Below are 26,236 nucleotides of genomic sequence, written 5' to 3' on the forward strand. Positions count from 1 at the left end.
GCTCTTTCAGATCAGAGGGGACGGCAGACCCAGTGCAGATAACGCCCCAACCCGGCAAACGCCGGATGGCGGCGGTGAGCCAGCTCCATCTCCAGCAACTGCGCCAGCTCCACGCGGCCCTGGAACTCCACCGGCATGTAGTCATGGAAAACCCGCACGCCACTTTGAGTTTCGACCTGCCACACGCCTTCAAGTTGCGCCGCCAATTCCCGCGGATCAAGGGGTTGTTGCGGGGTCAGGCTCTGTTTTTCACCGGCCATGTCATTTTTGCGCAACTTGCGAAAATGCCCCTTGAGCAGGTTGCGATAAACCAGCGCGTCGCGGTTGTAGAACGCCAGGGACAACCAGCCGCCCGGGACCGTGAGTTGATGCAGCACCGGCAGGATCGCATGGGGTTCGGCCAGCCATTCCAGCACCGCGTGGCACAGCACCAGGTCGTAAGGCTCAGTGAGCTGGTCAGGCAGCGCCTGCCACGGCGCCTGGATGAACGTTGCGCTCTGACCGGCATCGGCGAATCGCTGACGGGCACCTTCGAGCATGGGCTCGGCTGGCTCGGCCAGGGTCACTTGATGGCCGCGCTCGGCCAGCCACAACGACATGTGGCCCAAGCCGGCGCCTATGTCCAACACACGCAACGGACGCTCAGGCAAGGCTTCAAGCAGATCGGCCTGCAGCACCGCCAGGCGGATCGCACCTTTGGCCCCACCGTAGATTTTTTCAGCAAAGCGCGTGGCGAGCTGATCGAAATGGCGATCGCTCATTGGCCGAACCGCCGCTCGCTGTCGGCCAGCTTGCTGCGCACCACAGCCTCCATATCCAACCCCAGCTCGCTGCACAGCAGCAACAGGTACAACACAATGTCACCGACTTCCTGCCCAGCGTGGGCCAGCTTGTCCGCCGGCAACTGGCGCGACTGGTCCTCGGTCAGCCACTGGAAAATCTCCACCAGTTCGGCCATTTCCACACTGGCGGCCATGGCGAGGTTTTTCGGGCTGTGAAATTGCCGCCAATCGTTATGGTCACGAATGGCATGCAGGCGTTCGGTCAGTTCAACAAGGTTCATCGGGGTCTCCTGAATGCGCATAGCTTCGGGGGGATGACGAGGGAAGGCAAGCGTCTCGGTACGAAGCGGCGTTTTGCCCCATAATCGAACGATCTTGGCCTTCAGCCGCTCTTACAACCAGAAGCCCAAGGCTCGATTCCGATCTCTCTCATCAGGATGTACACATGCAGGTAGAAAGCTTTTTCGAATGGCTCGGCCAGGCGCTCGGTTCGGTGATCCGGTTTATCGTCGACCTGCTCAGCGGCCTGTTCAACACCCTGGCCAATGCTGGCGGCAACTTTGTCGATGGCCTGTCGCGCACACTGGGCATGGACACCTCGATCATCAGCATCATTGCGCTGATCCTCGGGCTCATGCTGCTGTACTCGGCAATCCGCGCCTTCATGCGGGCATCGATCATCCTGGGCATTATCTGGTTGGTGCTGGGGTTGTGGTTGTTGAGCTGGATCATTCACTAGGGCCGAGAGCACTGTGTGGGAGCAAAGCTTGCTCGCGATACAGGCGCCTCGGCGCCCTGAAAGACCGCGTCATCTTCATCGCGGGCAAGCCTTGCTCCCACAGAGTTTTTTGAGATCGAACGTGGAGCGTCCCTAGAGGCATTCCCACGCGGAGCATGAGAACGATCATGCTAGAACCCGCTACAATCGCGCTCCGCCAAGGAGCTCGCATGTCCAACCTGATCACCGACTGGCGCGACCGTCTTACCCACCGCCGGGTATGGGCGCTGGCCGCGCCGATGATTCTCTCGAACATTTCCGTGCCGCTGGTGGCGCTGGTGGACAGCACCGTCATCGGCCACTTGCCCCATGCCCATCAGTTAGGCGCGGTGGCGGTCGGGGCGAGTTTGTATACGGTGCTGGCCTGGGCCATGGGTTTCTTGCGCATGGGCACCACCGGGTTCGCCGCCCAGGCAGCCGGGCGTGGGGATGGAGCGGCGTTGCGGCAGGTGCTGCTGCAAGGTCTGCTGCTGGCGATGGGGTTGGCGCTGGTGCTGGGGGCGGTCGGCGTGCCGTTGAGTGGCGTGGCGTTGCATTTCATGCAGCCATCCGCCGAGCTTGAGCTGCTGACCGGGGACTTTTTCCACACCCGGCTGTTTGGCTTGCCAGCGGCGCTGGCCAGTTATGCGCTGGTGGGCTGGTTTCTCGGTGCTCAGAATGCCCGGGCGCCGTTGGCGATCCTGCTGGTGACCAACCTGGTGAACATCGCCCTGAACCTGTGGTTCGTGATCGGCCTGGACTGGGGCGTGACCGGTTCGGCCCGGGCGTCGGTGATTGCCGAGTGGACCGGCGCCCTGGTCGGTCTGATCCTGGCGCGCGACACGCTGCGGGCCTGGCCGGGGCAGATCGCCTGGGCGGCCCTGGGGGTGTGGCAAAGCTGGCGTCCGTTGCTGGCGGTGAACCGGGACATTTTCATTCGCAGCCTGGCGCTGCAAGCGGTGTTCTTCCTGATCACGGTGCAAGGCGCGCGTCTGGGGGATGCGACCGTGGCAGCCAACGCGCTGCTGCTCAATGGTCTGCTGCTGACAGCCCACGCCCTGGACGGTCTGGCCCATGCCGTCGAAGCGCTGTGCGGTCACGCCATCGGCGCCCGCGACCGCCTGGCCCTGCGCCGCTCGCTGGTGGTGGCCTGCGGATGGTCATTGATTGCCAGCGTAGGGTTTGCCCTGCTGTTTCTGCTCGCCGGCCACCTGTTCATCGATATGCAGACCGATATTCCGGACGTGCGCGACACCGCTTACCGCTACCTGCCTTACCTGGCAGCGCTGCCGTTGATTGCGGTCTGGAGTTATTTGCTCGATGGCCTGTTCATCGGCGCCACTCGTGCCAGGGAAATGCGCAACGGCATGCTGTTGACCCTGTTGCTGGTGTCGCCGTTTGCCTGGGTACTGCAAGCGCTGGGCAACCACGGGCTGTGGATCACTTTCCTGCTGTTCATGGCTTTGCGCAGCCTGACCCTGGGTGCTTTCGCCTGGCGCATGCAACAGCGCGATAGCTGGTTCGGTGCCGGCGCCCATTGACCTTTTCAACCTTGATTGTCCTGCCACAGCCGCCGCAGGTGATCCAGGCGTTCGCGCTGCGAACCGCCTTTGAGCCCCGGCACGGGTCGGGCATTGGGGTACTGCAGGCGCAGCCATAACCAGTCGTCGAGTACCGGTCGTTCGGTGAACCCCAGGGTCAGCCCTTGCTGCAAGTCCTCCCAGAGCAGGCGGAAATCCCGTCCGGTAGAACAAGACCACTGCCAGACGTGGCGTTCCAGCAGACATCGCTGCAACTGACTCTGCTGCCAATGGCTGAGACTGTGTTCATTTTCCAGTGCCGGTACTGCCAGCCCCGGATTGCAGAGTTGCTGCCAGCCTTGGCTGCCGATGGTCCTGTCGCCCCAGGTCCCGCCGAACCAGCGCACCAGGCTGATCGGCCCCAGCCAGCAAGTGAGTTCCCGAGGATCGCAACCGTCGAAGAAATAACTGGCCGTGTGAGGGTTGTAATAGTTCAGCAAGGCCTTGTGATGCAGGCCTAACGTCACCGTCAACATGCGCCGCAGATGCGCCAGTAATTGCGCCTCTGACGCTCCGCTGACCAACAACAGCCCCGGCCAGGCGCCGGCATCCAGGTGACACAGGCTGGCCAGTGCCGGCGATTGCTGCAAATCCACCAGCAACGGACCATGCTCCCTCAGCCCGTGCAATTCGGTGCCTTCGAACAAGGCAAAGCGCCGGATCTCGGCGAACTGCTCCTGCAAACGCTGCGCGGTGTCCGGCGCACCGGGTACGTCGAGCAGCAGCCATTGCGGCGCTGATGCAGACATGGCGGCAGCACTCATGGAGCAGCGCCCGCGCCAAGCTGCGTGAGCATGCGGCAGGTGCACAACGGCTGGCTACAGGGGTTGAAGCTGCCGCCTCCGGGCAACAGACACAACAACACCAACGGCTCGGCACTCTGGATCGCCGCCAACAGAAGCGGGTCGAAGCCAGAGCCCTCATGGACTGGTTGGGACGTTTCACTCAGGGGGGATTCATCCGCGTCTTCCCGAGATGCCGGCGCGTCGAGCAATGCGCTGATCAATGGACGGTCCGGGTCGCCCTCGATAAAACTCACCAGCACCTCGGTACCCTTGCCAATGGCGTGCCCCCAAGCGGCCAGCTCAGGGGCCAACGGCAGCCAGCAATGACTGGGACTGGCTCCCTCCCCCTGATAGACCCAGTCGAACTGCACCGCCACTCGCCCCGCCACCTGCATCTGCGGCTCATCGACCGTGACCACCCAGCCGCGCTGCCGACTCAGCATGCGAGGTTTTGCCGCAACCCCGGTCGCCACGAACGGCCATCCCGCAGGAATGGCGCGAAAATGGTTGCCATATACGCCGGCCTGCGCGCGATGCTCGACTTTCGTCAACAGCCAGGGCTGGTTCCAGCCTTCGACAGGGTGCCCTGCCAGCGACAGCGTCCGGCCACAATGCAGCCCCATCAGATCGCTGCGGCCCAAGGCTACCTGCTCCCCCGAAACATCGCTTTGTACACGCCAGTTGCGCACCGCCGGAGCCGTTCCCTCGAGCCTGTAAAGCGTCTCGCCATCGGGCAGGGAATCGTCCGTGCTGTCAGCAAAAACCAGACAATGCCCATCCCGAGCCTGCTCGAAATGGAAGTAAATGCCCGCCTCGGCGCACACGCGTTGGAGAAATTGCAGATCTGACTCCCGATATTGGGTACAGAAATCGCGCAGCGGATAATCACCACTCAAAGCCAGGCACACCTGGCGTCCGGCAATGCCGTGGGCCTTGAGCACCTGGCGAATGATTTGCGGCACTGAGCGGGCACTGAACACCCGCTGGCTGAATCGTTGCGCCAGGCACGCCAGCTTCGGCCCGATGCGTACCCGGCAAGCAGCGCCCTGACGATGCTGGACAAGCTCGTGAATCTGCCCATGGATGCCCCGCCCTCCAGCGTCGAAACTCAACCAGACGCTGCGGTAGAGCAACCCGGCAAGGTCCAGGGGCGTATCGCCGATCAACAACTCCACATCAAAGACAAAGGGTTCGCTGATGGCTTCGCTGCCCGTGAAGGCCACGACAACAAAGGATTCGGGCAGACCGGCTATCTCCAGACGAAATGACGGCTCGCTGGCTGGATCGGACATCGGCGTTTCTCTACAGGAGGGGCGGCTGAGGATTCTCGCTGAGAGCCATGGCCGAGTAGAGAGCCCAAGTACAAGTTAGGAAAGGGACTACACGAAATAAGGACACCACCGGTTAAATGCACCAGTGTTCGGAAATAACAGCGGCACAAATAAAAACGCCCTCCGGGACTATCCGAAAAAACCCGCAGCACACGGTGTATTTTCTGACAGTCCCGGAGGGCGTTCAGGCCGCCATCAGGAAGACAGGTAGGACGACCGCGTCAACCCCAGGCGCAGGGCATCCAGGAACTGGGTGCGTTCGGCGGCGCTGATACGGGCGCTGGCGCATTTGTCGCGGTAGTGGGTCATCAACTCCTCCGGCGACAGGTGCACGTAGCGCAGCATGTCTTCGATGGTGTCGTGGGTTTCGATACCGGCGTGGTACACGCTGCCGTCGGCATTCTGGTAGATGTTCACCGAGTCGGTGTCACCGAACAGGTTGTGCATGTCGCCAAGGATTTCCTGGTAGGCACCCACCAGGAAGATGCCCAACAGGTAATCTTCGCCCGGATTGAGGGAATGCACCGGCAGGCTGGTTTCGATGCTCTGCTCGTCGACGTACTGCTTGATCTTGCCGTCGGAGTCGCAGGTCAGGTCTTGCAGCACGGCGCGGCGCAACGGCTCTTCATCGAGGCGATGCAGCGGCAGGATCGGCAGCACCTGACCGATGGCCCAGGTGTCCGGCAGGCTCTGGAACACCGAGAAGTTGCAGATGTACTTGTCGGCGAGCTTGTCGTTGAGCTCATCCAGCACCTGACGGTGGGAGCGCTGGCGGGCCTTCAACGAGTTATGCAGGCGACGGCACACCGCGAAGTAGCACTGCTCGGCCAGGGCTTTTTCCGCCAGGGTCAGCTTGCCGTCGGCGTACTGGGCGGCCACGTCACTCATGTAGTGGGTGGCGCGCCAGTAGGTCTCGGTGACCATCTCGATATCGGTCGGGCCCAGCAGGTCAACCAGCCACTGCACGGTCTCCGGCAGGCTTTCCTTGTTTTCGATCACCGGCACGTCGTCGTGGTGCTTCTCGACGTCGGTCACCTGCACCACCAGCATCGCGTGGTGGGCGGTCAGGGAGCGACCACTTTCCGAGAAGATGTGCGGATGCGGCAGGCTCTGGGCATCGCAGAACTCCTTGAGCATGCCAACCACGACACCGGCGTAATCGTCCATGTCGTAGTTGATCGAACTGGCATTGCGCGAGTGCGTACCGTCGTAGTCCACGCCCAGGCCACCGCCAACATCGATGTGATCCACCGGCAGGCCGAGGTTGCGCAGCTCACCGTAGTAGCGGATCGCTTCCTTGAAGCCATGCTGGTAGTCCGCCAGGTTGGCGATCTGCGAGCCCATGTGGAAATGCAGCAGGCGGATGCCCTGATCCAGGCCAGCGGCGCGGAAGCGCTCGACCACCGACAGCAGTTGCGCGGCAGACAAGCCGAACTTGGACTTTTCGCCACCGGTATCGGCCCACTTGCTCGACGCCAGGGACGACAGGCGTACCCGCAGGCCGACCTGTGGCTTGACCTTGAGCGACGCGGCTTCTTCGATCACCAGGCCGACTTCGGATTCTTTCTCGATCACGATGAAGACGTTATGGCCCAGTTTCTGGCCCATCAGCGCCAGGCGAATGAACTCGCGGTCCTTGTAACCGTTGCAGACGATAGTCCCGCCCTTGGGCGCCAGGGCCAGCACCGCCAGCAGCTCGGGCTTGGAGCCGGCCTCAAGACCGATGGAAACGTTCTGGGTGGCGATGATGTTTTCGATCACCGCTTCCTGCTGGTTGACCTTGATCGGATAGAGCGCGGTGTACTGGCTCTGGTATTCCAGGCGCGCGATGTTGCTGTCGAACGCTCCGGTGAGCTGGCGCACGCGGTCTTGCAGGATGTCGGGGAAGCGCACCAGCAAGGGCAGCGACAGGCCGCTCTGGCGCAACTGGTCGACTTGCTCGAACAGGTCGATGGGCGAACTGCCTGGACCGTTCGGACGGACTTCGACGCGACCGGCGTCATTGATCGCGAAATACCCGGCCCCCCAATGGCGGATCCCGTAAACACTGCGGCTGTCCGCAACTGTCCATTGGCTGCCATCGTCTTTGCGTGTGCGTCGTACGGACATCGAAGTCCCCTATAAAGAAGTCAAAATGCACCATCCGGTAGGAGGCTGGAGCAGTCTAGAGAATGGAAATGACGATTTGCCTGTAAGCAAGGTAGACCCTGCTCACAGCGCTGAGTTTAGAAACCCGTTCAGAACAGGCTCTGTGAAAACCATGTGGGCGACTTCGAACCGTGCTTCGTAGAAAGGGTTCGAATCAAGCCGAGGGTGGTTTTCACAGAGGCTGCTAGCCGCCGGACTTTTTCGCCTTGAAGCCGTGTCGGGTCAGTTCCGCCAGCAGCAGCTCGACGTGATCGCCCTGGATCTCGATGATGCCGTCTTTCAAAGCACCACCGGTGCCACAGCGTTTCTTCAACGTGGTGGCCAGTTCCTTGAGCGCGTCCTCGGCCAGCGGCACGCCAGTGATCGTGGTCACCGTCTTGCCGCCGCGACCTTTGCTTTCACGGCGCACGCGAGCGATACCGTCACCTTCCGGGATGGTGGTCTGTTTGCAGATGCAGGCATCCACCGGCTGGCGGCAATCAGGGCAATGACGACCGGCGTCGGTAGAAAATACCAGGCCGCCCAAGGCGGCGAAGGATGCGGCTTTTTTGGCCACCGGCAATCCTCTTGGGAGGACAAAGACTGGCCGGGCAAAAGTAAGTGCCCCGACCGCGAAGCCCCACTCAGGCAGGGGCAGCGCTACTGGATCGCAGACAGCGATTCAGCTTGAAAAGTCGCGCAGTGTAACGGCAAAAAGCTAACTTGCTAAGGGCCAATCGGCGCCAATTTAGCGCTTCTTTGCGACATCATCGCCATGGGCTCGCAAATAGCGCTCCAGTGCCGCCAGAGAGTCCGGGCAGTAAGGCTTGTGCTGGATTTCATCGAGCACCTGGTCGACCGCCAGGAAACGCGCCTCGAGTACCTCTTCAGGTTGCAGAATCAGCGGCCCGTCCCACACGGCCGAGAACGCCGAGCACCACAGGCGACTGCCGCTGTCTTCGAAATAAAAATGGTCATGGGCCGTCAGTTCGACGCCGCTCACGCCCAACTCTTCCGCCAGCTCTCGAGCCGCCGACTCGGCATAGGTCTCGTTGGCCTGCACCATCCCGCCGGCCGCCACGTCCCAGAAACCCGGATAGATTGCCTTGCTCAGGGTCCGCCGATGAACGCACAACTCACCGGCCGAGTTGAACAGCATGATGTAGGTGCCGCGCCCGATCAGACCGCGCTCACGCAGGTCCGAACGCACCAGGCTGCCAAGCAGGTTGTCGTCTTTATCGACCCAAGCGATAAGCTCGGCATCCGAGGCCACTCGATGAGCGACCTCCCGCGGACTTTCTTCCATCTGTCAGCCCTGGTTCAGCAGTTGCCGCAAGTCGATCACCGCCGCGTTGGCGCGGGAAATGTAGTTGGCCATCACCAGCGAATGGTTCGCCAATACACCGAAGCCGCTGCCATTGAGGATCATCGGGCTCCAGACCGGCTCCTGGGAGGCTTCGAGTTCACGAATGATCTGCCGCACGCTGACCGTGGCGTTTTTCTTTGCCAGCACATCGGCGAAATCCACTTCGATTGCGCGCAGCAAATGCGACAGCGCCCAGGCCTGGCCGCGAGCTTCGTAGAACACGTTGTCGATTTGCATCCACGGGGTTTCGACCACCTCCTCGTCCACTTGCGGTACCTGGCCCGGGGCCGTGACTTCGGTTTTCAGCGAGGTGTTGAGCTTGACCCGGCCCACGCTGGCCGACAGGCGCTGGGACAGCGAACCCAGACGAGTGCCGACATCGCCCAGCCAATTATTCAGGTTATCGGCGCGGGCATAGAACAGCGCGCTTTTCTGGTTCGGATCGGACAGGCGCGCCTGATAGCGGCTCAGCAGAGTGATGCCTTCCTGGTACTCCGACTCACTGGAGGGCAGCACCCAGCTGCGGTTATCGAAGTTGAAGCGCGGCTCGGCCTTGGCCAGGTCGGCGTCCTCGGCGGACTGGGACTGGGATCGGGCGAAGTCCTTGCGCAGAGCGCGGCTCAGGTCGCGTACCTGCACCAGCACGCCATATTCCCAGCTCGGCATGTTGTCCATCCACAGGCCCGGCGGGAACCGGTCGTTGGAAATGTAGCCACCTGGCTTGGTCAGCAGCGTTTCGGCCACGGTCTTGAGGGTCTCGACGGTGGTGTAGCCGATCACCATTTGCCGGCCTTCCTTCTCCGCGGCCGCCTGGGCGTTCTGCTGCACGGGGAACAGGGCGGGCTCCTGGCTCCAGTACCAGCCGACGGCAATGGTCACCAGCAAGTACAGGCCGACCAGGGTGGCCAGTGCCCGGCTGAAAAAAAGCCCACCCAGGTAGCTGCGGGTGGCCGATTTCGGCTCGGCGGCACGTTCAGGCGCGCTGCCCGCGCGGTTTTTCCAGTCCAGCATGGCGATGTCCCTTCAATCACTTGAGTTCACGGTTCGACCACAACCCTACGCCATCGTGCCTGATTTGAAACGCGATAATGCGGCGCAAATCATGCCGACCACGACAGGGCAATCGAACGGCCACTATAAAGGAAGCGCTGTCACCAGCCTACGAAACTGACCGGTCATAAACTGAATACCCTCCCAAGACAGATTATTGACGTATGACACTCATGCGAATGAAAAGAGGTGCTAGCATAGAGCCACCAGTCGATCTCAGCATGCACCCTAACTAGTAGTCAGGATATGACCGAGCCAGAAGACCCCAGCCGTGAGCGCCTCAAGCACCACTTTGCCCAGCGGGTAATTCACCAGGCTCGTCAGATCCTGGAGATCTGGCAGCGCCTGCAACGCAGTGAATGGTCAGGCATCGACCTGTCGGAGCTCAGCGAAGCCAACCTGCGTCTGCTGCGCTTTGCCGAGCGCTTCGAGCAACCGGAGCATTGCCAGCTCGCCCAGGGCATCAGTCAATCGCTGCAAGCGGTGGAAGCCAATCGCGGGCGTCTGAGCAGCCACCTGATCACTGAAATCAATCGACTGATGCAGCGCCTGTCCCGCACCGGCCTGCGCCATGGCGATCAGCTCGAACAGACCTTCCTGCCGCCGCTGCGCAAACCCATCTACGTGATGTTGCAGGACCATGACCGCGCCGAGCGGCTGGCCAAGCAGTTGGAGTTCTTCGGCCTCAGCGCCCAGGCGCTCGACAGCGTGGCGGCGTTTCGGGCTTCGATGGTCGAGCGCCTGCCGGCCGCGATTGTCATGGACGTGGACTTCAGCGGCCCCGGCATCGGCCTGAAACTGGCCGCCGAAGCCCAGGAAGGTCTGGAGCAGCCGTTGCCGCTCTTGTTCTTCAGCCTGCTGGAAACCGACACGCCGACACGCCTGGCGGCGGTGCGCGCCGGCGGGCAGGAGTTCCTCACCGGCACCCTGGAAGCTTCGAGCCTGCTGGAAAAGATCGAAGTGCTGACCTGCGTTGCCCAGTACGAACCCTACAAAGTGCTGATCATTGATGACTCCCGTGCCCAGGCCCTGCACACCGAGCGCCTGCTCAACAGCGCCGGTATCGTCACCCGCACGCTGATCGAACCGATCCAGGCCATGGCCGAGCTGGCGGATTTCCAGCCTGATCTGATCATCCTCGACATGTACATGCCCGCCTGCACCGGCACGGAGCTGGCGAAGGTGATCCGCCACAATGACCGCTATGTCAGCGTGCCGATCATTTACCTGTCCGCCGAAGACGACCTGGACAAACAGCTCGACGCCATGAGTGAAGGCGGCGACGACTTCCTGACCAAACCGATCAAACCCCGGCACCTGATCACCACCGTGCGCAATCGCGCGGCCCGGGCGCGCAACCTCAAGGCGCGGATGGTCCGCGACAGCCTCACCGGTCTTTACAACCACACCCATATCCTGCAATTGCTCGAAGACTGCTGCTTCCGCGCTCGCCGCGAAGGCAAGCCGTTGAGCTTTGCCATGCTGGACATCGACCATTTCAAACGGGTCAACGACAGCCACGGCCACCCCATGGGCGACCGGGTGATCAAAAGCCTGGCGCTGTTTCTCAAGCAGCGTCTGCGCAAGACCGACTTCATCGGCCGTTACGGCGGTGAAGAGTTCGCCATCGTCATGCCGGACACGGATATCGATGCGGCCTACAAGGTACTGGATGAAATCCGCCAGCGTTTTGCCGAAATTCACTACCCGGCGCAGCCCCAGGACCTGTGGTGCACCTTCAGCGCGGGCGTGGTGCAGATGAGCGAAGAGTCCGACAGCCTGATGATGGCCAGCCAGGCGGACGAAGCGCTGTACCGCGCCAAGCACGCAGGGCGCAATCGGGTACAAAGCGCGCGGCAGTCAAAGCAAAGTGCCACCTTTTCATCGGAATCCACCGATTCAGTCATAAACCTGTAACCCAAACGCAATAACTTCAAGCACTTACGATTCTGCCCTTGGTAGACCCTTGATGCGCCTGAAGCTGCTGACCAATCTCAATACCCTTCTTTTAGTTGCCGTGTGCCTTGGCCTGGCTTGCACCCTGTGGTGGTCGCAAATCGCCCTGGAGCGCCCCTATCTGTTGATGGAGCGCTACCTGAGCCTGTCGCGGCAGTTCCAGGGCGAGGTGGCGCGCAACATCGAAGATTACCTGGCCAGCGGCGACGCCTTGCGCCTCAGCGCAGCGACCCAGTCCATTGATACCTTGCAAAAGGACCTGGACCTATTTCCGCCCGAACTGGCCAAGAGCTTGCGCCCAAGCCTGTCCAGCCTCGACGGCTTCAGCAAGACCGATCTGCTGGCCGCCGGTAAGCTGGCGGGCGATCCGCAAGCCCTGCTGTTGCAGGCCGAACGGGAGCTGAGCGCGAGCCTGGACCGCCTTGCGCAATACGCCAATGGCGCCCCGGCCTACCTGCCGCCGTTGTTCGCCGCTTCGCAACATCTGGGCCGACTGTCCCTCGCCCGGGACAAACTGGTCAGCAGCGGACGCAGCGAATTGGCCGCCGATGTCGAACGGGAACTGCAGAGCATCCGCACACAGGCCGAGAGCCTCGACAGCCTGCCGCTGCTGGGCGTGACAGCCAGCAACGAAGCGCAGGGCGATGATTTCGCTGCGCTGATGGGCTTGCAGACCCAGGAAGAAACCGTCGCCGAAGACGCCGGCATCGCCCTCAAGCGCGAACTCAACAGCCTGCTCGGCCGCTATCCTGCCGAACTGGGGCGCACTCGCGCATTGATCCAGAAGCGCACAGAACTGAGCAGCGCCACACACTTGAAAATCGCCGATGTGCAACAGGCGATCGATGCCATGGAGTCGGCGGTTCGCGCCCAACATGGCCAGATCCAGGGCGAAGTTCGGCTGATTCAGGGATTGATGATCGGCCTGATCCTGCTGATCGCATTGCTCATCGACACCTTGCAGCGGCGCCTGGCCCGGACTTTGACGAATCTGGCACCCGCCCTGTCGACTTGGGCCGAAGGGGATTTCAGCCGCGACATTCATGTGGGCGCCAGCAACCGCGAGTTACAAGACATCCAGGCCTCGCTCAATCGCTTGCGGGCGTATCTGGTGGATCTGGTCGGCACCATTCGCCTGAATGCCGAGCAGGTCGCTGGCAGCAGCCGGGCACTGGCCGAGCTGAGTGGAGAATTGCACAGCGGCGCCGAGCACCAGGCCGGTGACACGGCGCTGATCCGCGACTCTCTCAGCGAACTGGAAGCGACCATTCAACAAGTGGCCGGTGACGCCAGCCAGGCCGCCGACGCCAGCCGTAGCGCCGGGCATGCTGTGGAGCAAGGGCAGAAAGTCATCGGCCTGAGCCTCACCGGCCTGCATGCGCTGGTGGGCGAAGTGCAAGGCAACGCACAAATGATCGAACAACTGGCCGAGGAATCGGCCACCATCGGCGGCGTGCTGACAGTGATTCGCTCGATTGCCGATCAGACCAACCTGCTGGCCCTCAACGCCGCCATCGAAGCCGCACGCGCCGGAGACATGGGAAGAGGTTTCGCGGTGGTGGCCGAAGAAGTCCGCTCCCTGGCCCAACGCACGGCGGGCGCCACTGCCGAGATCCAGGAACTGATCGCCCGCCTGCAACTGGCCGCGCGCCAGTCGGTGGACGGCATGCGCGCCCAGGTCGAACACGCCGAAGCCACCGCCAACCAGGCACAAGCGGCCGACGGCGCACTGGATAAAATCGTCGGGGCCATCCAGACCATTTCCGAAACCGCAGTGCGCATCGCCGACGTCACCGCCCAACAAAGCGGCGCCGTCAGCGAAATCCGCGATCACAGTGAGCGGATTCATCAACTGGGTGGGGATAATCTGCTGCGCATTGGTCAGGGGCGGGAACAGGGCGACAACCTGCTGGTGCTCGGTGGGCGCTTGCACACGGCAGTTCAGGCATTTCGGGTTTAAGCAGCACAGATCCCCTGTGGGAGCGGGCCTGCTCGCGATTGCAGTGGGTCAGCTTGCAGAAATATTGAATCTATCGCCGCCATCGCGAGCAAGCTCGCTCCCACGCGGGTTTCGGGTTATTCCCAACATTGATGTTCACCACAGATCCCTGTGGGAGCGGGCTTGCTCGCGATAGCGGTGGGTCAGCTTGCATCAGTGCTGAATGTGCCGCCGCCATCGCGAGCAAGCTCGCTCCCACGCGGGTTTCGGGTTGTTCCCAACCTTGATGTTCACCACAGCCCCCCTGTGGGAGCGAGCCTGCTCGCGATTGCAGTGGGTCAGCTTGCAGAAATGTTGAATGTATCGCCGCCATCGCGAGCAGGCTCGCTCCCACAGGGTTTAGCGCAGGCATCCCAGGGGCGGGTGACCGGATCTTGGAGCATGGTCACAAATTTCGCGCAAACATCGGTCATCGTGCTGGCTATTGCAGAGAACTGGACAGTCATAAAGGCTTTGCGGCATAGTCGCCGGGTTCTGACACCTGCTCACAGATAACAAGGAACAGCAGATGGCGACCCTATTGGTCCTGCACGGACCCAACCTGAACCTGCTGGGCACCCGCGAACCGGGCGTCTACGGGGCCGTGACACTGGCCCAGATCAACCAGGACCTGGAACAGCGGGCCCGCAATGCCGGCCATCATTTGCTCTACCTGCAAAGCAACGCCGAATATGAATTGATCGACCGCATCCATGCCGCGCGTGGCGAAGGTGTGGACTTCATTTTGATCAATCCCGCTGCTTTTACGCACACAAGCGTCGCATTACGTGACGCGCTGCTGGCAGTGAGCATCCCATTCATCGAAGTGCATTTGTCCAACGTGCACAAACGCGAACCTTTCCGCCATCACTCCTACTTCTCCGATGTAGCGGTGGGAGTGATCTGCGGCCTTGGCGCCAGCGGTTACCGACTGGCTCTGGAGGCCGCCCTAGAGCAGCTTGAAAAACAGGCAACAGCTTGAACAACAAGCGTTAAACGCCCCTGACCGACCCTTGGGAGTTGATGATTCATGGATATCCGTAAAGTTAAGAAACTGATCGAATTGCTGGAAGAGTCCGGCATCGACGAGCTCGAGATCAAGGAAGGCGAAGAGTCCGTACGCATCAGCCGTCACAGCAAGACCCCGGCCCAGCAGTTCTACGCGCCGGCACCGATGCAGGCCCCAGCCGCCGCGCCTGCTCCGGCAGCAGCGCCAGTTGCCGCCGCTCCAGCAGCACCTGCCGCGCCAACGCTCAACGGCACCGTTGCCCGTTCGCCAATGGTAGGCACGTTCTATCGCAAGTCTTCCCCGTCCTCGCCGTCCTTCGTTGAAGTCGGCCAGACCGTGAAGAAAGGCGACACCCTGTGCATCGTCGAAGCCATGAAGATGATGAACCACATCGAAGCTGAAACCAGCGGTGTGATCGAATCCATCCTCGTTGAAGACGGCCAGCCGGTTGAGTACGACCAACCGCTGTTCACCATCGTTTGAACCGCGGAGAGCCTTTGATGACTGCGAAGTTGGAAAAAGTTCTGATCGCTAACCGCGGTGAGATCGCCCTGCGGATTCTGCGTGCCTGCAAAGAGATGGGCATCAAGACCGTCGCCGTTTACTCCAAGGCCGACAAAGAACTGATGCACCTGGGCCTGGCGGACGAATCCGTCTGCATCGGTCCGGCGTCGGCTGCGCACTCTTACCTGCACATCCCGGCGATCATCGCCGCCGCTGAAGTGACCGGCGCCACCGCCATTCACCCTGGCTACGGTTTCCTGGCGGAAAACGCCGACTTCGCCGAACAGGTCGAAAACTCCGGTTTTGCCTTCATTGGTCCGAAAGCCGACACCATCCGCCTGATGGGCGACAAGGTATCGGCCAAGCATGCCATGATCGCCGCCGGCGTACCTACCGTTCCAGGTTCCGACGGCCCGCTGCCTGAAGACGAAGAAACCGCCCTGCGCATTGGCCGCGAAGTCGGCTATCCGGTGATCATCAAGGCTGCCGGTGGTGGCGGTGGTCGCGGCATGCGTGTGGTACACAAGGAAGAAGACCTGATTTCCTCGGCGAAACTGACCCGCTCCGAAGCGGGCGCGGCGTTCGGCAACCCGATGGTCTATCTGGAAAAGTTCCTGACCAACCCGCGTCACGTCGAAGTCCAGGTGCTGTCCGACGGCCAGGGCCAGGCCATCCATCTAGGCGACCGCGATTGCTCGCTGCAACGTCGTCACCAGAAGGTCCTCGAAGAAGCACCGGCACCGGGCATCGACGAGCAGGCTCGCGCGGAAGTCCTGGCACGCTGCGTCAAGGCCTGCATCGACATTGGCTACCGCGGCGCCGGCACCTTCGAGTTCCTCTACGAGAACGGTCGTTTCTACTTCATCGAAATGAACACCCGTGTTCAGGTGGAGCACCCGGTTTCGGAAATGGTCACCGGTATCGACATCGTCAAGGAGATGCTCAGCATCGCCGCCGGCAACAAACTGTCGTTCACCCAGGATGACGTGGTGATCCGCGGCCACTCGCTGGAATGCCGGATCAACGCCGAAGACCCGAAAACCTTCATGCCAAGCCCTGGCACGGTCAAGCATTTCCATGCTCCGGGCGGCAATGGCGTTCGCGTCGACTCGCACCTGTACAGCGGTTATGCGGTTCCGCCGAACTATGACTCGTTGATCGGCAAGCTGATCACCTACGGCGCAACCCGTGACGAAGCCATGGCGCGCATGCGCAATGCGCTGGACGAAATCGTGGTGGACGGGATCAAGACCAACATCCCGCTGCACCGCGACCTGGTCCGCGACGAAGGCTTCTGCAAAGGTGGCGTCAACATCCATTACCTGGAACACAAGCTGGCTGATCAGGCTTGATGTCCCGAGTGATGTAAAAAAGACCCCGGTCCATTGGCCGGGGTCTTTTTTTGCCTGCCTTTCACAATGGCGGCGAATGACTCAGCTCAGCGCTACCGTAGGGAGTGCCTGTGCTTCGATCTGCGCCCTCGTCGCCGCCCTGCCCTGCTGGGTGCGAACGCTACCGTTGGCATTGGCTACCAACGGCTCACTACGCAAGCGCGTCATGAACCCACGCGCACGCACCGACACCGGGTCGGAACTCTGTTTCGCCCTCGCCAGCACCGGTATGTAGTAGCGCTCAACCTGACTCTGTGATGTCTTGAACACCGACGTCACCCCAGTGCGCAGATCCAGCGACACACCATAGGTATTACCGAAGCAGGAAGAATACGACCAGTGATCCCAGGTTGGCTGCAGCCCCTGGCGCCTCATCACCGATCTGACCGGCTCGCCAATATCAGCGCCTGTCAGCCAATCGCCGCCCACCAGAATGGCGCGAATATCCTTCGCTGCCCCTCCCAAACGCTGCTTCACTTCGCGAACACTGCGCTCGATCAGTGCGCGGATGTTGTGATCGAAATGAATGACCGCCCCGACCTTGGTGGTCGGGTTGTACAACGAAGCGATCACGCATGTCTGGGCGTTCAGGGAGAACAGATAGTTGTCTGCCGCCGTCTCGCTGAACCTGGCGACCACCGCCTCGCCCTGCAACGCGCCCCGCGCCACGTCCGGGAAGACATGCCCGGGAAACGCTTCGCGAAGATCGCTCACTCGCCCAAGGTTACGCACATCATCATTGCCGCCACTCATTCCAACGGGTTTACGCGCCCACTTGCCATTCGCCATCCTGTACACAGGCGGTTTGTAAAAGGCGCCGGGATAACGGGCATCCACCAGGCACAGACCATCGAAGTAGATATTCCCCCTCACCTGGTAGTACCTGCCCTTGTCGAGTATGTAGAAAGCATTTCGCGGCTGCGTAGCGCTGGACGGGCTGAGATAGGTGCCTTTGAAAGCCCCCTCGGTCACCTGCTGCAAATTCTTCGGCGTTTCCCTGACCGCCTGTTTCGGATCGAAACGGATCGGCTGGATCAGCGGCCCGCTCTCCCTGGCAGCGACTGATGTCACCTGCCTCAGGCGCTGAGCGGCCAAGGACATGGGCCTTACGGCGAGCTTCAGACTCCTGACAGCCTGACCGAGCAGCCGGGTCATGCTCATTGCCCCAAGCATGCCGAACAACGCGCCCCAGGTCGCTTGCAGCCAATGGCCGAGGGCGCGATCCGTGTCGCCCTGCCCATGCGCCTCGATCGCCTGCCTGGAACTGAGGGCAATGAAGCCGGCATCCAGCAACAGGGCAAAGGGCGGGTAAACCATGCACACCGGCGCGGAGGCGAAGAGCAGGCCCTTGAGCACCTGATCCCTGATCACCTCGCCGCGACTTTTCGTGACATCTTCCACGTCCGTGACAGCACGCTCGATGTAGGCATCGAACTGCGACGAGATATCCATTACCCGATTGAATTCGCGCAATACTTCGAGGCCACGGGTCGTGGTCGCCAAAGCCGTCAGCGAGCGCCTTACCGCGGCACGAGCACCAACGGCCACCCGCTCCAGTACGTAATCACGCAGGCGTGCGGCGACCGCCCCGGGGAAGTCCTGGTATGGGCGAAATGTGACGCCGTCGGGAGCGTCGGGCGTGTACAGCCAATAGGCGCCTTTGGGATCAAAGTAGGCAAAGACATAGACGCCCAATACCACATGACCGCCGACGGTAAACCGGATCAGACCTTCGCGCTGCACCACTGCCTGCGAACTCACTGAGCCGGTCACCGGCGTCGACTCACTCAGCAGCGTGATTTGCCGGGTGAGCCACCAGAACTCACGGGCGTTCAACAAGGACTTGCCCGTCGCGATCCGCAGGTCGCGATCCATCCGGGTCAGCAACAGGTTGCGGTAGGCATTGCGCCGCTTGGTGTATTCGGCAGCGCTGGCATCAAGGAACCTGGCGCGGATCTGCCGCGCATACTGCTCGCCCACGTAGGCCCGCCGGATGTAGGTCGCCAGCTCCGCACTGCGAACCTGCCCCAGGTCCTGCCCGATCGATGACCGCACGCCTTTTCTGGGGTTGTCGATGCCCGAGTTGTCGTCATACCCATGGATGGCCAGCTCCAGCAAGCTGGCAACCTGGGTCTTGCCACTCGCCAGCCCGGGTGTGTAGTCGATGAGCACCGTGGCAGGATCGACCGGTTCCTGCACCCCCTTGCTACGCATGTACGGTGCAATGGCTTGGGTGACGGTACGTTTGGCGAAGTCCACAAAGACCTCATAGCCGGTGATCTGCTCGTTGAAGACCTGCTGATGAACCAGGAGCTCCTGGCTCAAGCTGCTGATGATACGTCGGGAGTCAAGCGGCAGGGCCGCGTACCACCGGGGCGATTCGTCCTGCTCAACCTGCGCCAGGTTGTTGGCCAGGCCCATTGCAACAGACGCCTCAAGGCAGGCTTTGAAGGCCATCGCAGTGCTCCTGAGGTCTTTGTTCAGATCCCATGCCGTCGGCTTGTCCGCCACGCCGGCAAAGTACTCCCGAGCCACATCACGCCCGGCTGCAGAGAGTTGTTGCAACAGGTATTCGCGACCCGCTTCGCTTTCAATCCAGGCGCCTATCTCTGCATTCACGGACCGAAGCGAGGGCAACTCGATCCACTCCTGCCCATCTGGCTTGCCGGGGGCGTACAACAACAGATCACTGACCTCGCCCGACCGGTCCTCGCGGTAGAACAACAGAAGATCGGAACACTTCAGTGCGTTTGGAAGCGCAAGGCAGGCCACACGCCAGGCACTGGCCGATTGCGCCGACGTCTCGTTTGCCCATAAGGTTTTGAGCGCCTCGTGATGGCTCACCTTCAAATGGCCCGCACAACGTGCCACGAACGCGCTTTGCTCCAGGCGCGCCACGAACCAATCGAGCATGGCGTCCTTCAGGTCTGCCCGGCCATATTGGCTGACCAATGCTGCCCCATACCCAGCGGGGGCATCCACGTCTGCCAGCAGTTGGGTAATGAACGCCGGCGAAAGAGGCTGGTTGCGCAGCATGGCGCCATTTTCCACCAGGAACACCGATATAGCGTCCGATCTTATCGGACCTGCCGCCAGCAATTCGCTCAGGCTATGGGTCTGCACCGGCTGGTCAATGATCCCTCGCCACTGCAACTGCACTCGAATGCCGTCAGGCTCGACTTCCATGTCCAGTTCACGCCTGACATAGTCCCTGGCCAGCCGCCGGGCAAACGCCTGCAGCGAGCCCAGGCCGTCGAGCAGCTCATCCACCAGCGCCTGCGCCTGCGAGGTCCGTGCCTCAAAAGCCTTCAACTGTTTACGCTCGACTTCACTCAGCGCCTTCAGCCAGCCAGGCAATTGCCCCCCAGCGATTGCCTGAAGACTCCGCCGTTCCTGAGCGGTTGCCAACGAGGTGATCTGGTTAGTGAGACGCCAGTGCGCCTGAAGGTTTTCAAGCTTCTCCCTCAGCTCATCGACGTCCACCCCCGCCAGTTGCTCCGGCTGGAAAATCCTATCGATCCGGGCCAGGTATTCAGCGAGCCTGTGTTTGATCACCTCCTCAAGAGAGGCGTCGCTCCCGGCCATGCGCCAGTGACGTTGCAGATAGTCTTTGTAGTGATGGGTAAAGCCCGCAGCGCTTGCTTCCACCACCTGCACGATGACTTCCCGACGCTCAGCCGCAAACCCCGGATCAGTCCCGCCGGGCCAGCGATAAGGAGCATCCTGTTCTTCATCAAAAGCCACCGGCGTCTGGTCGATCATCCGTTGCAGCACCGCATCGAGCAGGGTGCCGATGAAGTATGGATCGATGTTGCCCTGGTAATAATGGGTGCGCAGTTGGACCAGCAGGTACTCTTCCAGCACCTCCAGCAAGGGCATCTGAGCGTGTAATCGCTGGTCGATAGCCGCCTGCCAACGTGCCAACTTCTCCAGAATGACTTGTGCTGTTTCCGCCTGCGGGGAAGAGACCGTCCCCGCGCCGCTCGTGTTGCTGTGCCGTTCGGCAGTGTTGTCCATCACATTCCTCCCTGTTGTGTGGACCCGCACCTTATCCGTCCTGCATTGCCCCCATGTCATACATATATATATCGAAACACCACGCCGGCGGCACGAGACTCGCTTATCCACTTTGATGGCGACCTGGCGTACACTGCGCGCCTTTGCAGCCCTGCGCTGCCTCCTGTAGATTTTTTTCCAAAGGTGCCCGCCATGCCTTGGCTGCAAGTACGTCTGGCCATCAGCCCGGAACAAGCCGAAACCTACGAAGACGCGTTTCTTGAAGTAGGCGCCGTATCGGTAACCTTCATGGACGCCGAAGACCAGCCGATCTTCGAGCCGGAACTCAATACCACGCCGTTATGGTCCCACACTCACCTGCTGGCCCTTTTCGAAGGTGGCACCGAGCCGGCCAGCGTGCTGGCACATCTGGAGCTGCTCACCGGCAGCCCGTTGCCCGAGCATCACAGCGAAGTGATCGAAGACCAGGATTGGGAACGCAGCTGGATGGATAACTTCCAGCCGATGCGCTTCGGTCAGCGCCTGTGGATCGTGCCGAGCTGGCATGCCGCGCCGCAGCCGGATGCGGTGAACCTGCTGCTGGACCCAGGGCTGGCGTTCGGCACTGGCACGCACCCGACCACCGCGCTGTGCCTGGAATGGCTCGACGGCCAGGACCTTAAAGACTGTAACGTGCTCGACTTCGGCTGCGGCTCGGGGATCCTGGCCATTGCCGCGCTGCTGTTGGGCGCCAAGGAAGCGGTCGGCACCGACATCGACGTCCAGGCCCTGGAAGCCTCCCGCGACAACGCCGGGCGCAACAACATTGCCCCAGAGCTGTTCCCCCTGTACTTGCCGCAAGACCTGCCACAGGTTCAGGCCGACGTACTGGTGGCCAACATCCTGGCCGGTCCGCTGGTGTCCCTGGCGCCGCAGTTGTCGAGCCTGGTCAAGCCGGGCGGACGCCTGGCGCTGTCGGGCATCCTGGCCGAACAGGGTGAAGAAGTCGCTGCGGCCTATGCCGCGGACTTTGATCTGGACCCCATCGCCAATCGCGATGGCTGGGTGCGCATCACCGGTCGTCGGCGCTAGAATGGCCGCCTGTATCAACCGGATTGCCGCATGACTGACAGTTTCGTCACCCAGTGCCCGCATTGCCACACCAGTTTTCGCGTCAGCCATACTCAATTGAGCGTGGCCCGCGGGGTGGTTCGCTGTGGCTCGTGCCTGCAAGTGTTCAATGCCGCACGGCAATTGCTGGAACAGCACACTGCCAAGGAAACCGTCACGCCCCTGGCACCGCCAATCAAGACGCCCGCCGCCGAATCCCCGCCCCGTGCGATCAGCCAGAAGCAATGGACCGCCGCCGAGCTGGACCTCGATGATCTGGACAAGGAACTGGCTCGACTGGAGCGGCGTGACAAGCGTGCGCCGGATACCTTCGGCCGACGTCGTGAAGACAACCTGAGCGCGCAACGCGACCCGCTCTCGAACGATCAGGAGCCTTGGTCCGACAGCCTGTACAGCGAATCCGCCAGCGAGCGCGACGAAACGGCCCTACAAACCCCGGTCGAACCGTTCGAGCCCCATGAACCGGCCCGCCCACCGCGCACCGAACCGTCCTTGTCCTTGTCCTTGCCCCTGACCCTGGAACCGCTGGAACCGGACGACGAGCCGGTCACCCCGCTACGCCTGGAGCCGGACGACGAGCCCCACGAACACCTGGAAAGTCTGTCTGCCAGCGATGATCACGATGATCACGACGAAGCACCGTTGCAAGCGGTGCCGACGCGCAAGGCACGCGAGCGCCATGAACCCGGATTACGCGCCGAGGCCCTTCAGGACCTGGATGACGATCCGCTGCAACTGGACTGGCGCAAGCGTCGCTCGCCCTGGGGCCGGCGTTTGCTGTGGGGCCTGTTGATCCTGTTCGCCGCCGCGGCCCTGGCCGGCCAGTACATCGCCTACCACTTCGAAGAACTGGCCCGTCAGGATCAGTATCGCCCGTGGTTCCTGCAGATTTGCCCGACCATCGGCTGCGACGTGCCGTCCAAGGTCGACATCGGCAAAATCAAAAGCAGCAACCTGGTGGTGCGCAGCCATCCGGAGTTCAGCGGCGCCCTGGTGGTGGACGCAATCATCTACAACCGTGCGCCGTTCTCCCAGCCTTTCCCGCTGCTGGAGCTGCGTTTCGCCGACCTCAACGGGCATCTGATCGCCAGTCGCCGTTTCAAGCCCGGTGAATATCTGGGCGGCGATGTCGAAGGCCTGGGGGAAATGCCGCCGCAGACGCCCATTCATATTGCCCTGGATATCCTCGACCCGGGACCTAAAGCGGTGAACTACAGCCTGAGCTTTCATTCACCAGAGTGATGCACACCCGGGCCGGGCGATTGGCGGCAGCTTTCTGACTCAGCGCACCCGAACCAAACCGCTGGCGATAACAAAATAGCTGTTCAGATTTTATCCAATTCGACCTTTATCCAGTCATCGAGAGCGGGTATCATGCCAACCCTTTTTCGAAGTCTCATGATCCGGCCCCACTTCAGGGAAGTCCTATGTCGGCGGTACGCATCGGCCCATATACATTACAGAACGGCCTGGTTCTCGCCCCAATGGCGGGCGTCACCGACCAGCCCTTTCGTCAGCTGTGCAAGCGACTGGGCGCCGGGCTTGTAGTTTCGGAAATGGTCAGCAGCGACATGAGTTTGTGGAACACCCGCAAATCGCGTCTGCGCATGATCCACGAAGGCGATCCCGAGCCCCGCTCGGTGCAGATCGCCGGTGGCGATGCCCAGATGCTGGCGCAGGCGGCCCGGGCCAATGTCGAGCTGGGCGCACAGATCATCGACATCAACATGGGCTGTCCGGCGAAGAAGGTCTGCAACAAGGCTGCAGGCTCGGCACTGTTGAAGGATGAAGCGCTGGTCACCGAGATCCTGCAGGCGGTCGTCGCCGCAGTCGATGTGCCGGTGACCCTGAAGATCCGCACCGGCTGGGACCGGGAGAACAAGAACGGCCTGACGGTGGCCAAGATCGCCGAACAGGCAGGCATCACGGCGTTGGCGGTGCATGGCCGCACCCGTGCCGACCTGTACACCGGCGAGGCCGAGTACGACACCATTGCCGCGATCAAGCAGGCGGTGTCGATGCCGGTCTTTGCCAACGGCGATGTCGACTCGCCCGAAAAGGCCCGGTACGTGCTGGACGCGACGGGTGCCGACGGGTTGTTGATCGGCCGGGCTGCCCAGGGGCGGCCATGGATTTTTCGTGAAATCGAACACTTCCTGCGCACCGGCGAAAAGCTCGCTGCGCCGCAACTGTCCGAGGTGGAACGTATTCTGCTAGAGCATCTGGCCGCGCTGCATGCCTTCTACGGAGAAGTCATGGGTGTACGCATCGCTCGCAAGCATGTGGGCTGGTATCTCGCAACCCTGCCGGGCGCCAGGGAGTTTCGCGCCCGTTTCAATCGTTTGGATGGTACGCAAGCACAATGCGCCGACGTTCAGGCGTTCTTCGCTGAGCGTTACAAGAGCCTGACAGGGGACGAAGGGGTGGCCGCATGACGATGATGACCGAGACTTTAGTGAGTGGAATAACACCCGTGAGCGACAACGTAAATTTGAAACAGCACCTCAATACGCCCAGCGAAGAAGGTCAGACCCTTCGCGGGAGTGTCGAGAAGGCGCTGCACAATTATTTCGCCCACCTTGAGGGCGCTGCCGTCACGGATGTGTACAACCTGGTGCTTTCGGAAGTCGAGGCACCTCTGCTCGAGAGCGTGATGAACTACGTCAAGGGCAACCAGACCAAGGCCAGTGAGCTGCTGGGCCTGAACCGCGGCACCCTGCGCAAGAAACTCAAGCAGTACGATCTGCTGTAAGCATTCAATCAAACCAGAAAGGCGCCCGCGTAAAAAACGGTCGCCTTTTTTGCTGACTTCCCTTGCTTTTGATGGAAATTGAAATGACCGACCAGACCACCCGCCTGCCGATCCGCCGCGCCTTGATCAGCGTTTCCGACAAGACCGGGCTCCTCGAATTCGCCCGCGAACTGCAACAGCTGGGCGTCGAGATACTCTCCACCGGCGGGACCTTCAAGCTGCTGCAGGACAATGGCGTCGCCGCAGTGGAAGTCGCGGACTACACCGGTTTTGCGGAAATGATGGACGGTCGGGTCAAGACCCTGCACCCGAAGATCCACGGCGGGATCCTGGGTCGTCGCGGCATCGACGACGCCATCATGAACGAGCACGGCATCAAGCCGATCGACCTGGTGGCCGTCAACCTCTACCCGTTCGAAGCCACCATCAACAAGCCAGGTTGCGACCTGCCGACCGCCATTGAAAACATCGACATCGGCGGCCCGACCATGGTCCGCTCGGCGGCCAAGAACCACAAAGACGTGGCCATCGTGGTCAACGCCAGTGACTACGCCAGCGTGCTGGAAAACCTCAAGGCCGGTGGCCTGACCTACGCCCAGCGTTTCGACCTGATGCTCAAGGCCTTTGAACACACCGCCGCCTACGACGGCATGATCGCCAACTACATGGGCACCGTGAACCAGGCCGCTGAAACCCTGTCGACCGAAGGCCGAAGCGAATTCCCACGCACCTTCAACACCCAGTTCATCAAGGCCCAGGAAATGCGCTACGGCGAGAACCCGCACCAGAGCGCGGCGTTCTACGTGGAAGCCAAGCCGGCCGAAGTCGGTATCGCCACCGCCACCCAGTTGCAAGGCAAGGAACTGTCGTTCAACAACGTGGCCGACACCGATGCGGCGCTGGAATGCGTCAAGAGCTTCGTCAAGCCCGCCTGCGTGATCGTCAAGCACGCCAACCCGTGCGGCGTGGCCGTCAGCCCGGACGCCGAGGGCGGCATCCGCCAGGCCTACGAACTGGCCTACGCCACCGACACCGAATCGGCCTTCGGCGGCATCATCGCCTTCAACCGTGAACTGGACGCCGAAACCGCCAAGGCCATCGTCGAGCGTCAGTTCGTCGAAGTGATCATCGCCCCTTCGGTCAGCGAAGAAGCCCGTGCCATCGTCGCCGCCAAGGCCAACGTGCGCCTGCTGGCCTGCGGTCAATGGTCGGCCGACCGCGCGCCGGCCTGGGACTACAAGCGTGTCAACGGCGGCCTGCTGGTACAAAGTCGCGACATCGGCATGATCGGCAGCGAAGATTTGAAAGTGGTGACCAAGCGCGCCCCAAGCGAGCAGGAAATCAACGATTTGATCTTCGCCTGGAAAGTCGCCAAGTACGTCAAGTCCAACGCCATTGTCTACGCCAAGAACCGCCAGACCATCGGCGTCGGCGCCGGCCAGATGAGCCGCGTGAACTCGGCCCGCATCGCCGCGATCAAGGCTGAACACGCCGGTTTGCAGGTACAGGGCGCGGTCATGGCCTCCGATGCGTTCTTCCCGTTCCGCGACGGCATCGACAACGCGGCCAAGGTCGGCATCACTGCGGTGATCCAGCCGGGTGGTTCGATGCGTGACGCTGAAGTGATTGCGGCGGCTGATGAAGCCGGCATCGCCATGGTATTCACCGGCATGCGCCACTTCCGTCACTAACAAGACAACGGCCGCACTGAAGCCGGCATCTGCTGCGTTGGAGCCGACCT

Annotated in this window: 20 protein-coding genes and 1 pseudogene; 12 read left to right on the top strand and 9 right to left on the bottom strand. The window is 61.6% G+C overall.

All coding sequences use genetic code 11. From position 1 onward, the window contains the following. Positions 1-11 precede the first annotated feature (11 nt). A complete protein-coding gene (locus BW979_RS00090) occupies positions 12-761 on the bottom strand; it encodes a methyltransferase (protein ID WP_047227403.1) in 750 nt (249 codons plus the stop codon). After that, positions 758-1,063 (bottom strand): MazG-like family protein, encoded by a 306-nt coding sequence (locus BW979_RS00095; protein WP_076382820.1) that lies wholly within the window; start codon positions 1,061-1,063, stop codon positions 758-760. The genes BW979_RS00090 and BW979_RS00095 overlap by 4 nt, the downstream gene beginning before the upstream one ends. Before the next feature lie 164 nt (positions 1,064-1,227). Between BW979_RS00095 and BW979_RS00100 the strand changes: the two genes are divergently transcribed. Together BW979_RS00100 and BW979_RS00105 are read left to right on the top strand one after the other, a co-directional pair. Next, positions 1,228-1,521: a hypothetical protein gene (locus tag BW979_RS00100; RefSeq protein ID WP_047227401.1), complete on the top strand. Its 294-nt coding sequence runs from the start codon at positions 1,228-1,230 to the stop codon at positions 1,519-1,521. A 209-nt stretch (positions 1,522-1,730) separates the two neighbouring features. Continuing rightward, positions 1,731-3,080: an MATE family efflux transporter gene (locus BW979_RS00105; RefSeq protein WP_076382822.1), complete on the top strand. Its 1,350-nt coding sequence runs from the start codon at positions 1,731-1,733 to the stop codon at positions 3,078-3,080. A 5-nt stretch (positions 3,081-3,085) separates the two neighbouring features. On the opposite strand, the gene BW979_RS00110 is transcribed toward BW979_RS00105, so the two are convergent. From BW979_RS00110 to BW979_RS00135, 6 genes are all read right to left on the bottom strand, one after another. Further along, positions 3,086-3,883 carry a DUF4123 domain-containing protein gene (locus BW979_RS00110; RefSeq protein ID WP_076382824.1) on the bottom strand — a complete coding sequence of 266 codons (798 nt, stop codon included), beginning with the start codon at positions 3,881-3,883 and terminating at the stop codon, positions 3,086-3,088. After that, the gene (locus BW979_RS00115) at positions 3,880-5,196 is read right to left on the bottom strand and encodes a type VI secretion system Vgr family protein (RefSeq protein WP_076382826.1); all 1,317 of its coding nucleotides are present in this window, start codon (positions 5,194-5,196) and stop codon (positions 3,880-3,882) included. The genes BW979_RS00110 and BW979_RS00115 overlap by 4 nt, the downstream gene beginning before the upstream one ends. Before the next feature lie 234 nt (positions 5,197-5,430). Next, positions 5,431-7,344 carry an arginine decarboxylase gene (gene speA / locus BW979_RS00120; protein WP_047227397.1) on the bottom strand — a complete coding sequence of 638 codons (1,914 nt, stop codon included), beginning with the start codon at positions 7,342-7,344 and terminating at the stop codon, positions 5,431-5,433. Positions 7,345-7,567: 223 nt separating this feature from the next. Further along, positions 7,568-7,939 carry a translation initiation factor Sui1 gene (locus BW979_RS00125; RefSeq protein WP_047227396.1) on the bottom strand — a complete coding sequence of 124 codons (372 nt, stop codon included), beginning with the start codon at positions 7,937-7,939 and terminating at the stop codon, positions 7,568-7,570. Between the two features lie 171 nt (positions 7,940-8,110). Beyond that, positions 8,111-8,668: an NUDIX hydrolase gene (locus BW979_RS00130; RefSeq protein ID WP_076382828.1), complete on the bottom strand. Its 558-nt coding sequence runs from the start codon at positions 8,666-8,668 to the stop codon at positions 8,111-8,113. A 3-nt stretch (positions 8,669-8,671) separates the two neighbouring features. Beyond that, complete coding sequence (locus BW979_RS00135) at positions 8,672-9,739, bottom strand: DUF2333 family protein (protein ID WP_047227394.1); 1,068 nt, start codon at positions 9,737-9,739, stop codon at positions 8,672-8,674. 285 nt (positions 9,740-10,024) lie between these two features. On the opposite strand from BW979_RS00135, the gene BW979_RS00140 reads away from it, so the two are divergent. From BW979_RS00140 to accC, 5 genes and pseudogenes are all read left to right on the top strand, one after another. Next, positions 10,025-11,695 (top strand): diguanylate cyclase, encoded by a 1,671-nt coding sequence (locus BW979_RS00140; protein WP_076382830.1) that lies wholly within the window; start codon positions 10,025-10,027, stop codon positions 11,693-11,695. Between the two features lie 1,492 nt (positions 11,696-13,187). Next, a pseudogene (locus BW979_RS28025) lies at positions 13,188-13,694 on the top strand (methyl-accepting chemotaxis protein); the annotation flags it as partial. Positions 13,695-14,241: 547 nt separating this feature from the next. Beyond that, positions 14,242-14,694 carry a type II 3-dehydroquinate dehydratase gene (gene aroQ, locus BW979_RS00150; RefSeq protein WP_018605716.1) on the top strand — a complete coding sequence of 151 codons (453 nt, stop codon included), beginning with the start codon at positions 14,242-14,244 and terminating at the stop codon, positions 14,692-14,694. Between the two features lie 48 nt (positions 14,695-14,742). Then, positions 14,743-15,204, top strand: a complete 462-nt coding sequence (accB, locus tag BW979_RS00155) for an acetyl-CoA carboxylase biotin carboxyl carrier protein (RefSeq protein ID WP_047227391.1) — start codon at positions 14,743-14,745, stop codon at positions 15,202-15,204. Between the two features lie 17 nt (positions 15,205-15,221). Continuing rightward, positions 15,222-16,577 (top strand): acetyl-CoA carboxylase biotin carboxylase subunit, encoded by a 1,356-nt coding sequence (accC, locus tag BW979_RS00160; RefSeq protein ID WP_047227390.1) that lies wholly within the window; start codon positions 15,222-15,224, stop codon positions 16,575-16,577. 81 nt (positions 16,578-16,658) lie between these two features. Here the strand turns inward: accC and BW979_RS00165 are convergent, their stop codons facing one another. Further along, complete coding sequence (locus BW979_RS00165; RefSeq protein WP_231990600.1) at positions 16,659-20,840, bottom strand: dermonecrotic toxin domain-containing protein; 4,182 nt, start codon at positions 20,838-20,840, stop codon at positions 16,659-16,661. On the opposite strand from BW979_RS00165, the gene prmA reads away from it, so the two are divergent. From prmA to purH, 5 genes are all read left to right on the top strand, one after another. After that, positions 20,826-21,704 (top strand): 50S ribosomal protein L11 methyltransferase, encoded by an 879-nt coding sequence (gene prmA, locus BW979_RS00170; protein WP_047227388.1) that lies wholly within the window; start codon positions 20,826-20,828, stop codon positions 21,702-21,704. The two genes, BW979_RS00165 and prmA, sit on opposite strands and share 15 nt — an antisense overlap. 30 nt (positions 21,705-21,734) lie before the next feature. Beyond that, a complete protein-coding gene (locus BW979_RS00175) occupies positions 21,735-22,985 on the top strand; it encodes a DUF3426 domain-containing protein (protein ID WP_076382836.1) in 1,251 nt (416 codons plus the stop codon). A 185-nt stretch (positions 22,986-23,170) separates the two neighbouring features. Then, positions 23,171-24,178 carry a tRNA dihydrouridine synthase DusB gene (dusB, locus tag BW979_RS00180; RefSeq protein ID WP_047227386.1) on the top strand — a complete coding sequence of 336 codons (1,008 nt, stop codon included), beginning with the start codon at positions 23,171-23,173 and terminating at the stop codon, positions 24,176-24,178. Continuing rightward, positions 24,175-24,495 (top strand): DNA-binding transcriptional regulator Fis, encoded by a 321-nt coding sequence (gene fis / locus BW979_RS00185; protein ID WP_025211617.1) that lies wholly within the window; start codon positions 24,175-24,177, stop codon positions 24,493-24,495. The genes dusB and fis overlap by 4 nt, the downstream gene beginning before the upstream one ends. 83 nt (positions 24,496-24,578) lie before the next feature. Next, positions 24,579-26,186, top strand: a complete 1,608-nt coding sequence (gene purH, locus BW979_RS00190; protein WP_076382838.1) for a bifunctional phosphoribosylaminoimidazolecarboxamide formyltransferase/IMP cyclohydrolase — start codon at positions 24,579-24,581, stop codon at positions 26,184-26,186. Positions 26,187-26,236 lie beyond the last annotated feature (50 nt).

It is taken from the genome of Pseudomonas sp. A214 (assembly GCF_900156295.1).
GTDB lineage: Bacteria > Pseudomonadota > Gammaproteobacteria > Pseudomonadales > Pseudomonadaceae > Aquipseudomonas > Aquipseudomonas rhizophila.

Excerpts from the sequence above, each read along its gene's own strand:
- BW979_RS00130 (WP_076382828.1), bottom strand. The coding sequence starts at position 8,668 with ATGGAAGAAAGTCCGCGGGAGGTCGCTCATCGAGTGGCCTCGGATGCC.
- BW979_RS00095 (WP_076382820.1), bottom strand. The coding sequence starts at position 1,063 with ATGAACCTTGTTGAACTGACCGAACGCCTGCATGCCATTCGTGACCAT.
- dusB (WP_047227386.1), top strand. The coding sequence starts at position 23,171 with ATGTCGGCGGTACGCATCGGCCCATATACATTACAGAACGGCCTGGTT.
- speA (WP_047227397.1), bottom strand. The coding sequence starts at position 7,344 with ATGTCCGTACGACGCACACGCAAAGACGATGGCAGCCAATGGACAGTT.
- accC (WP_047227390.1), top strand. The coding sequence starts at position 15,222 with ATGACTGCGAAGTTGGAAAAAGTTCTGATCGCTAACCGCGGTGAGATC.
- BW979_RS00115 (WP_076382826.1), bottom strand. The coding sequence starts at position 5,196 with ATGTCCGATCCAGCCAGCGAGCCGTCATTTCGTCTGGAGATAGCCGGT.
- BW979_RS00090 (WP_047227403.1), bottom strand. The coding sequence starts at position 761 with ATGAGCGATCGCCATTTCGATCAGCTCGCCACGCGCTTTGCTGAAAAA.
- BW979_RS00100 (WP_047227401.1), top strand. The coding sequence starts at position 1,228 with ATGCAGGTAGAAAGCTTTTTCGAATGGCTCGGCCAGGCGCTCGGTTCG.
- BW979_RS00140 (WP_076382830.1), top strand. The coding sequence starts at position 10,025 with ATGACCGAGCCAGAAGACCCCAGCCGTGAGCGCCTCAAGCACCACTTT.
- fis (WP_025211617.1), top strand. The coding sequence starts at position 24,175 with ATGACGATGATGACCGAGACTTTAGTGAGTGGAATAACACCCGTGAGC.
- BW979_RS00175 (WP_076382836.1), top strand. The coding sequence starts at position 21,735 with ATGACTGACAGTTTCGTCACCCAGTGCCCGCATTGCCACACCAGTTTT.
- prmA (WP_047227388.1), top strand. The coding sequence starts at position 20,826 with ATGCCTTGGCTGCAAGTACGTCTGGCCATCAGCCCGGAACAAGCCGAA.
- purH (WP_076382838.1), top strand. The coding sequence starts at position 24,579 with ATGACCGACCAGACCACCCGCCTGCCGATCCGCCGCGCCTTGATCAGC.
- aroQ (WP_018605716.1), top strand. The coding sequence starts at position 14,242 with ATGGCGACCCTATTGGTCCTGCACGGACCCAACCTGAACCTGCTGGGC.
- BW979_RS00110 (WP_076382824.1), bottom strand. The coding sequence starts at position 3,883 with ATGAGTGCTGCCGCCATGTCTGCATCAGCGCCGCAATGGCTGCTGCTC.
- BW979_RS00105 (WP_076382822.1), top strand. The coding sequence starts at position 1,731 with ATGTCCAACCTGATCACCGACTGGCGCGACCGTCTTACCCACCGCCGG.
- BW979_RS00135 (WP_047227394.1), bottom strand. The coding sequence starts at position 9,739 with ATGCTGGACTGGAAAAACCGCGCGGGCAGCGCGCCTGAACGTGCCGCC.
- accB (WP_047227391.1), top strand. The coding sequence starts at position 14,743 with ATGGATATCCGTAAAGTTAAGAAACTGATCGAATTGCTGGAAGAGTCC.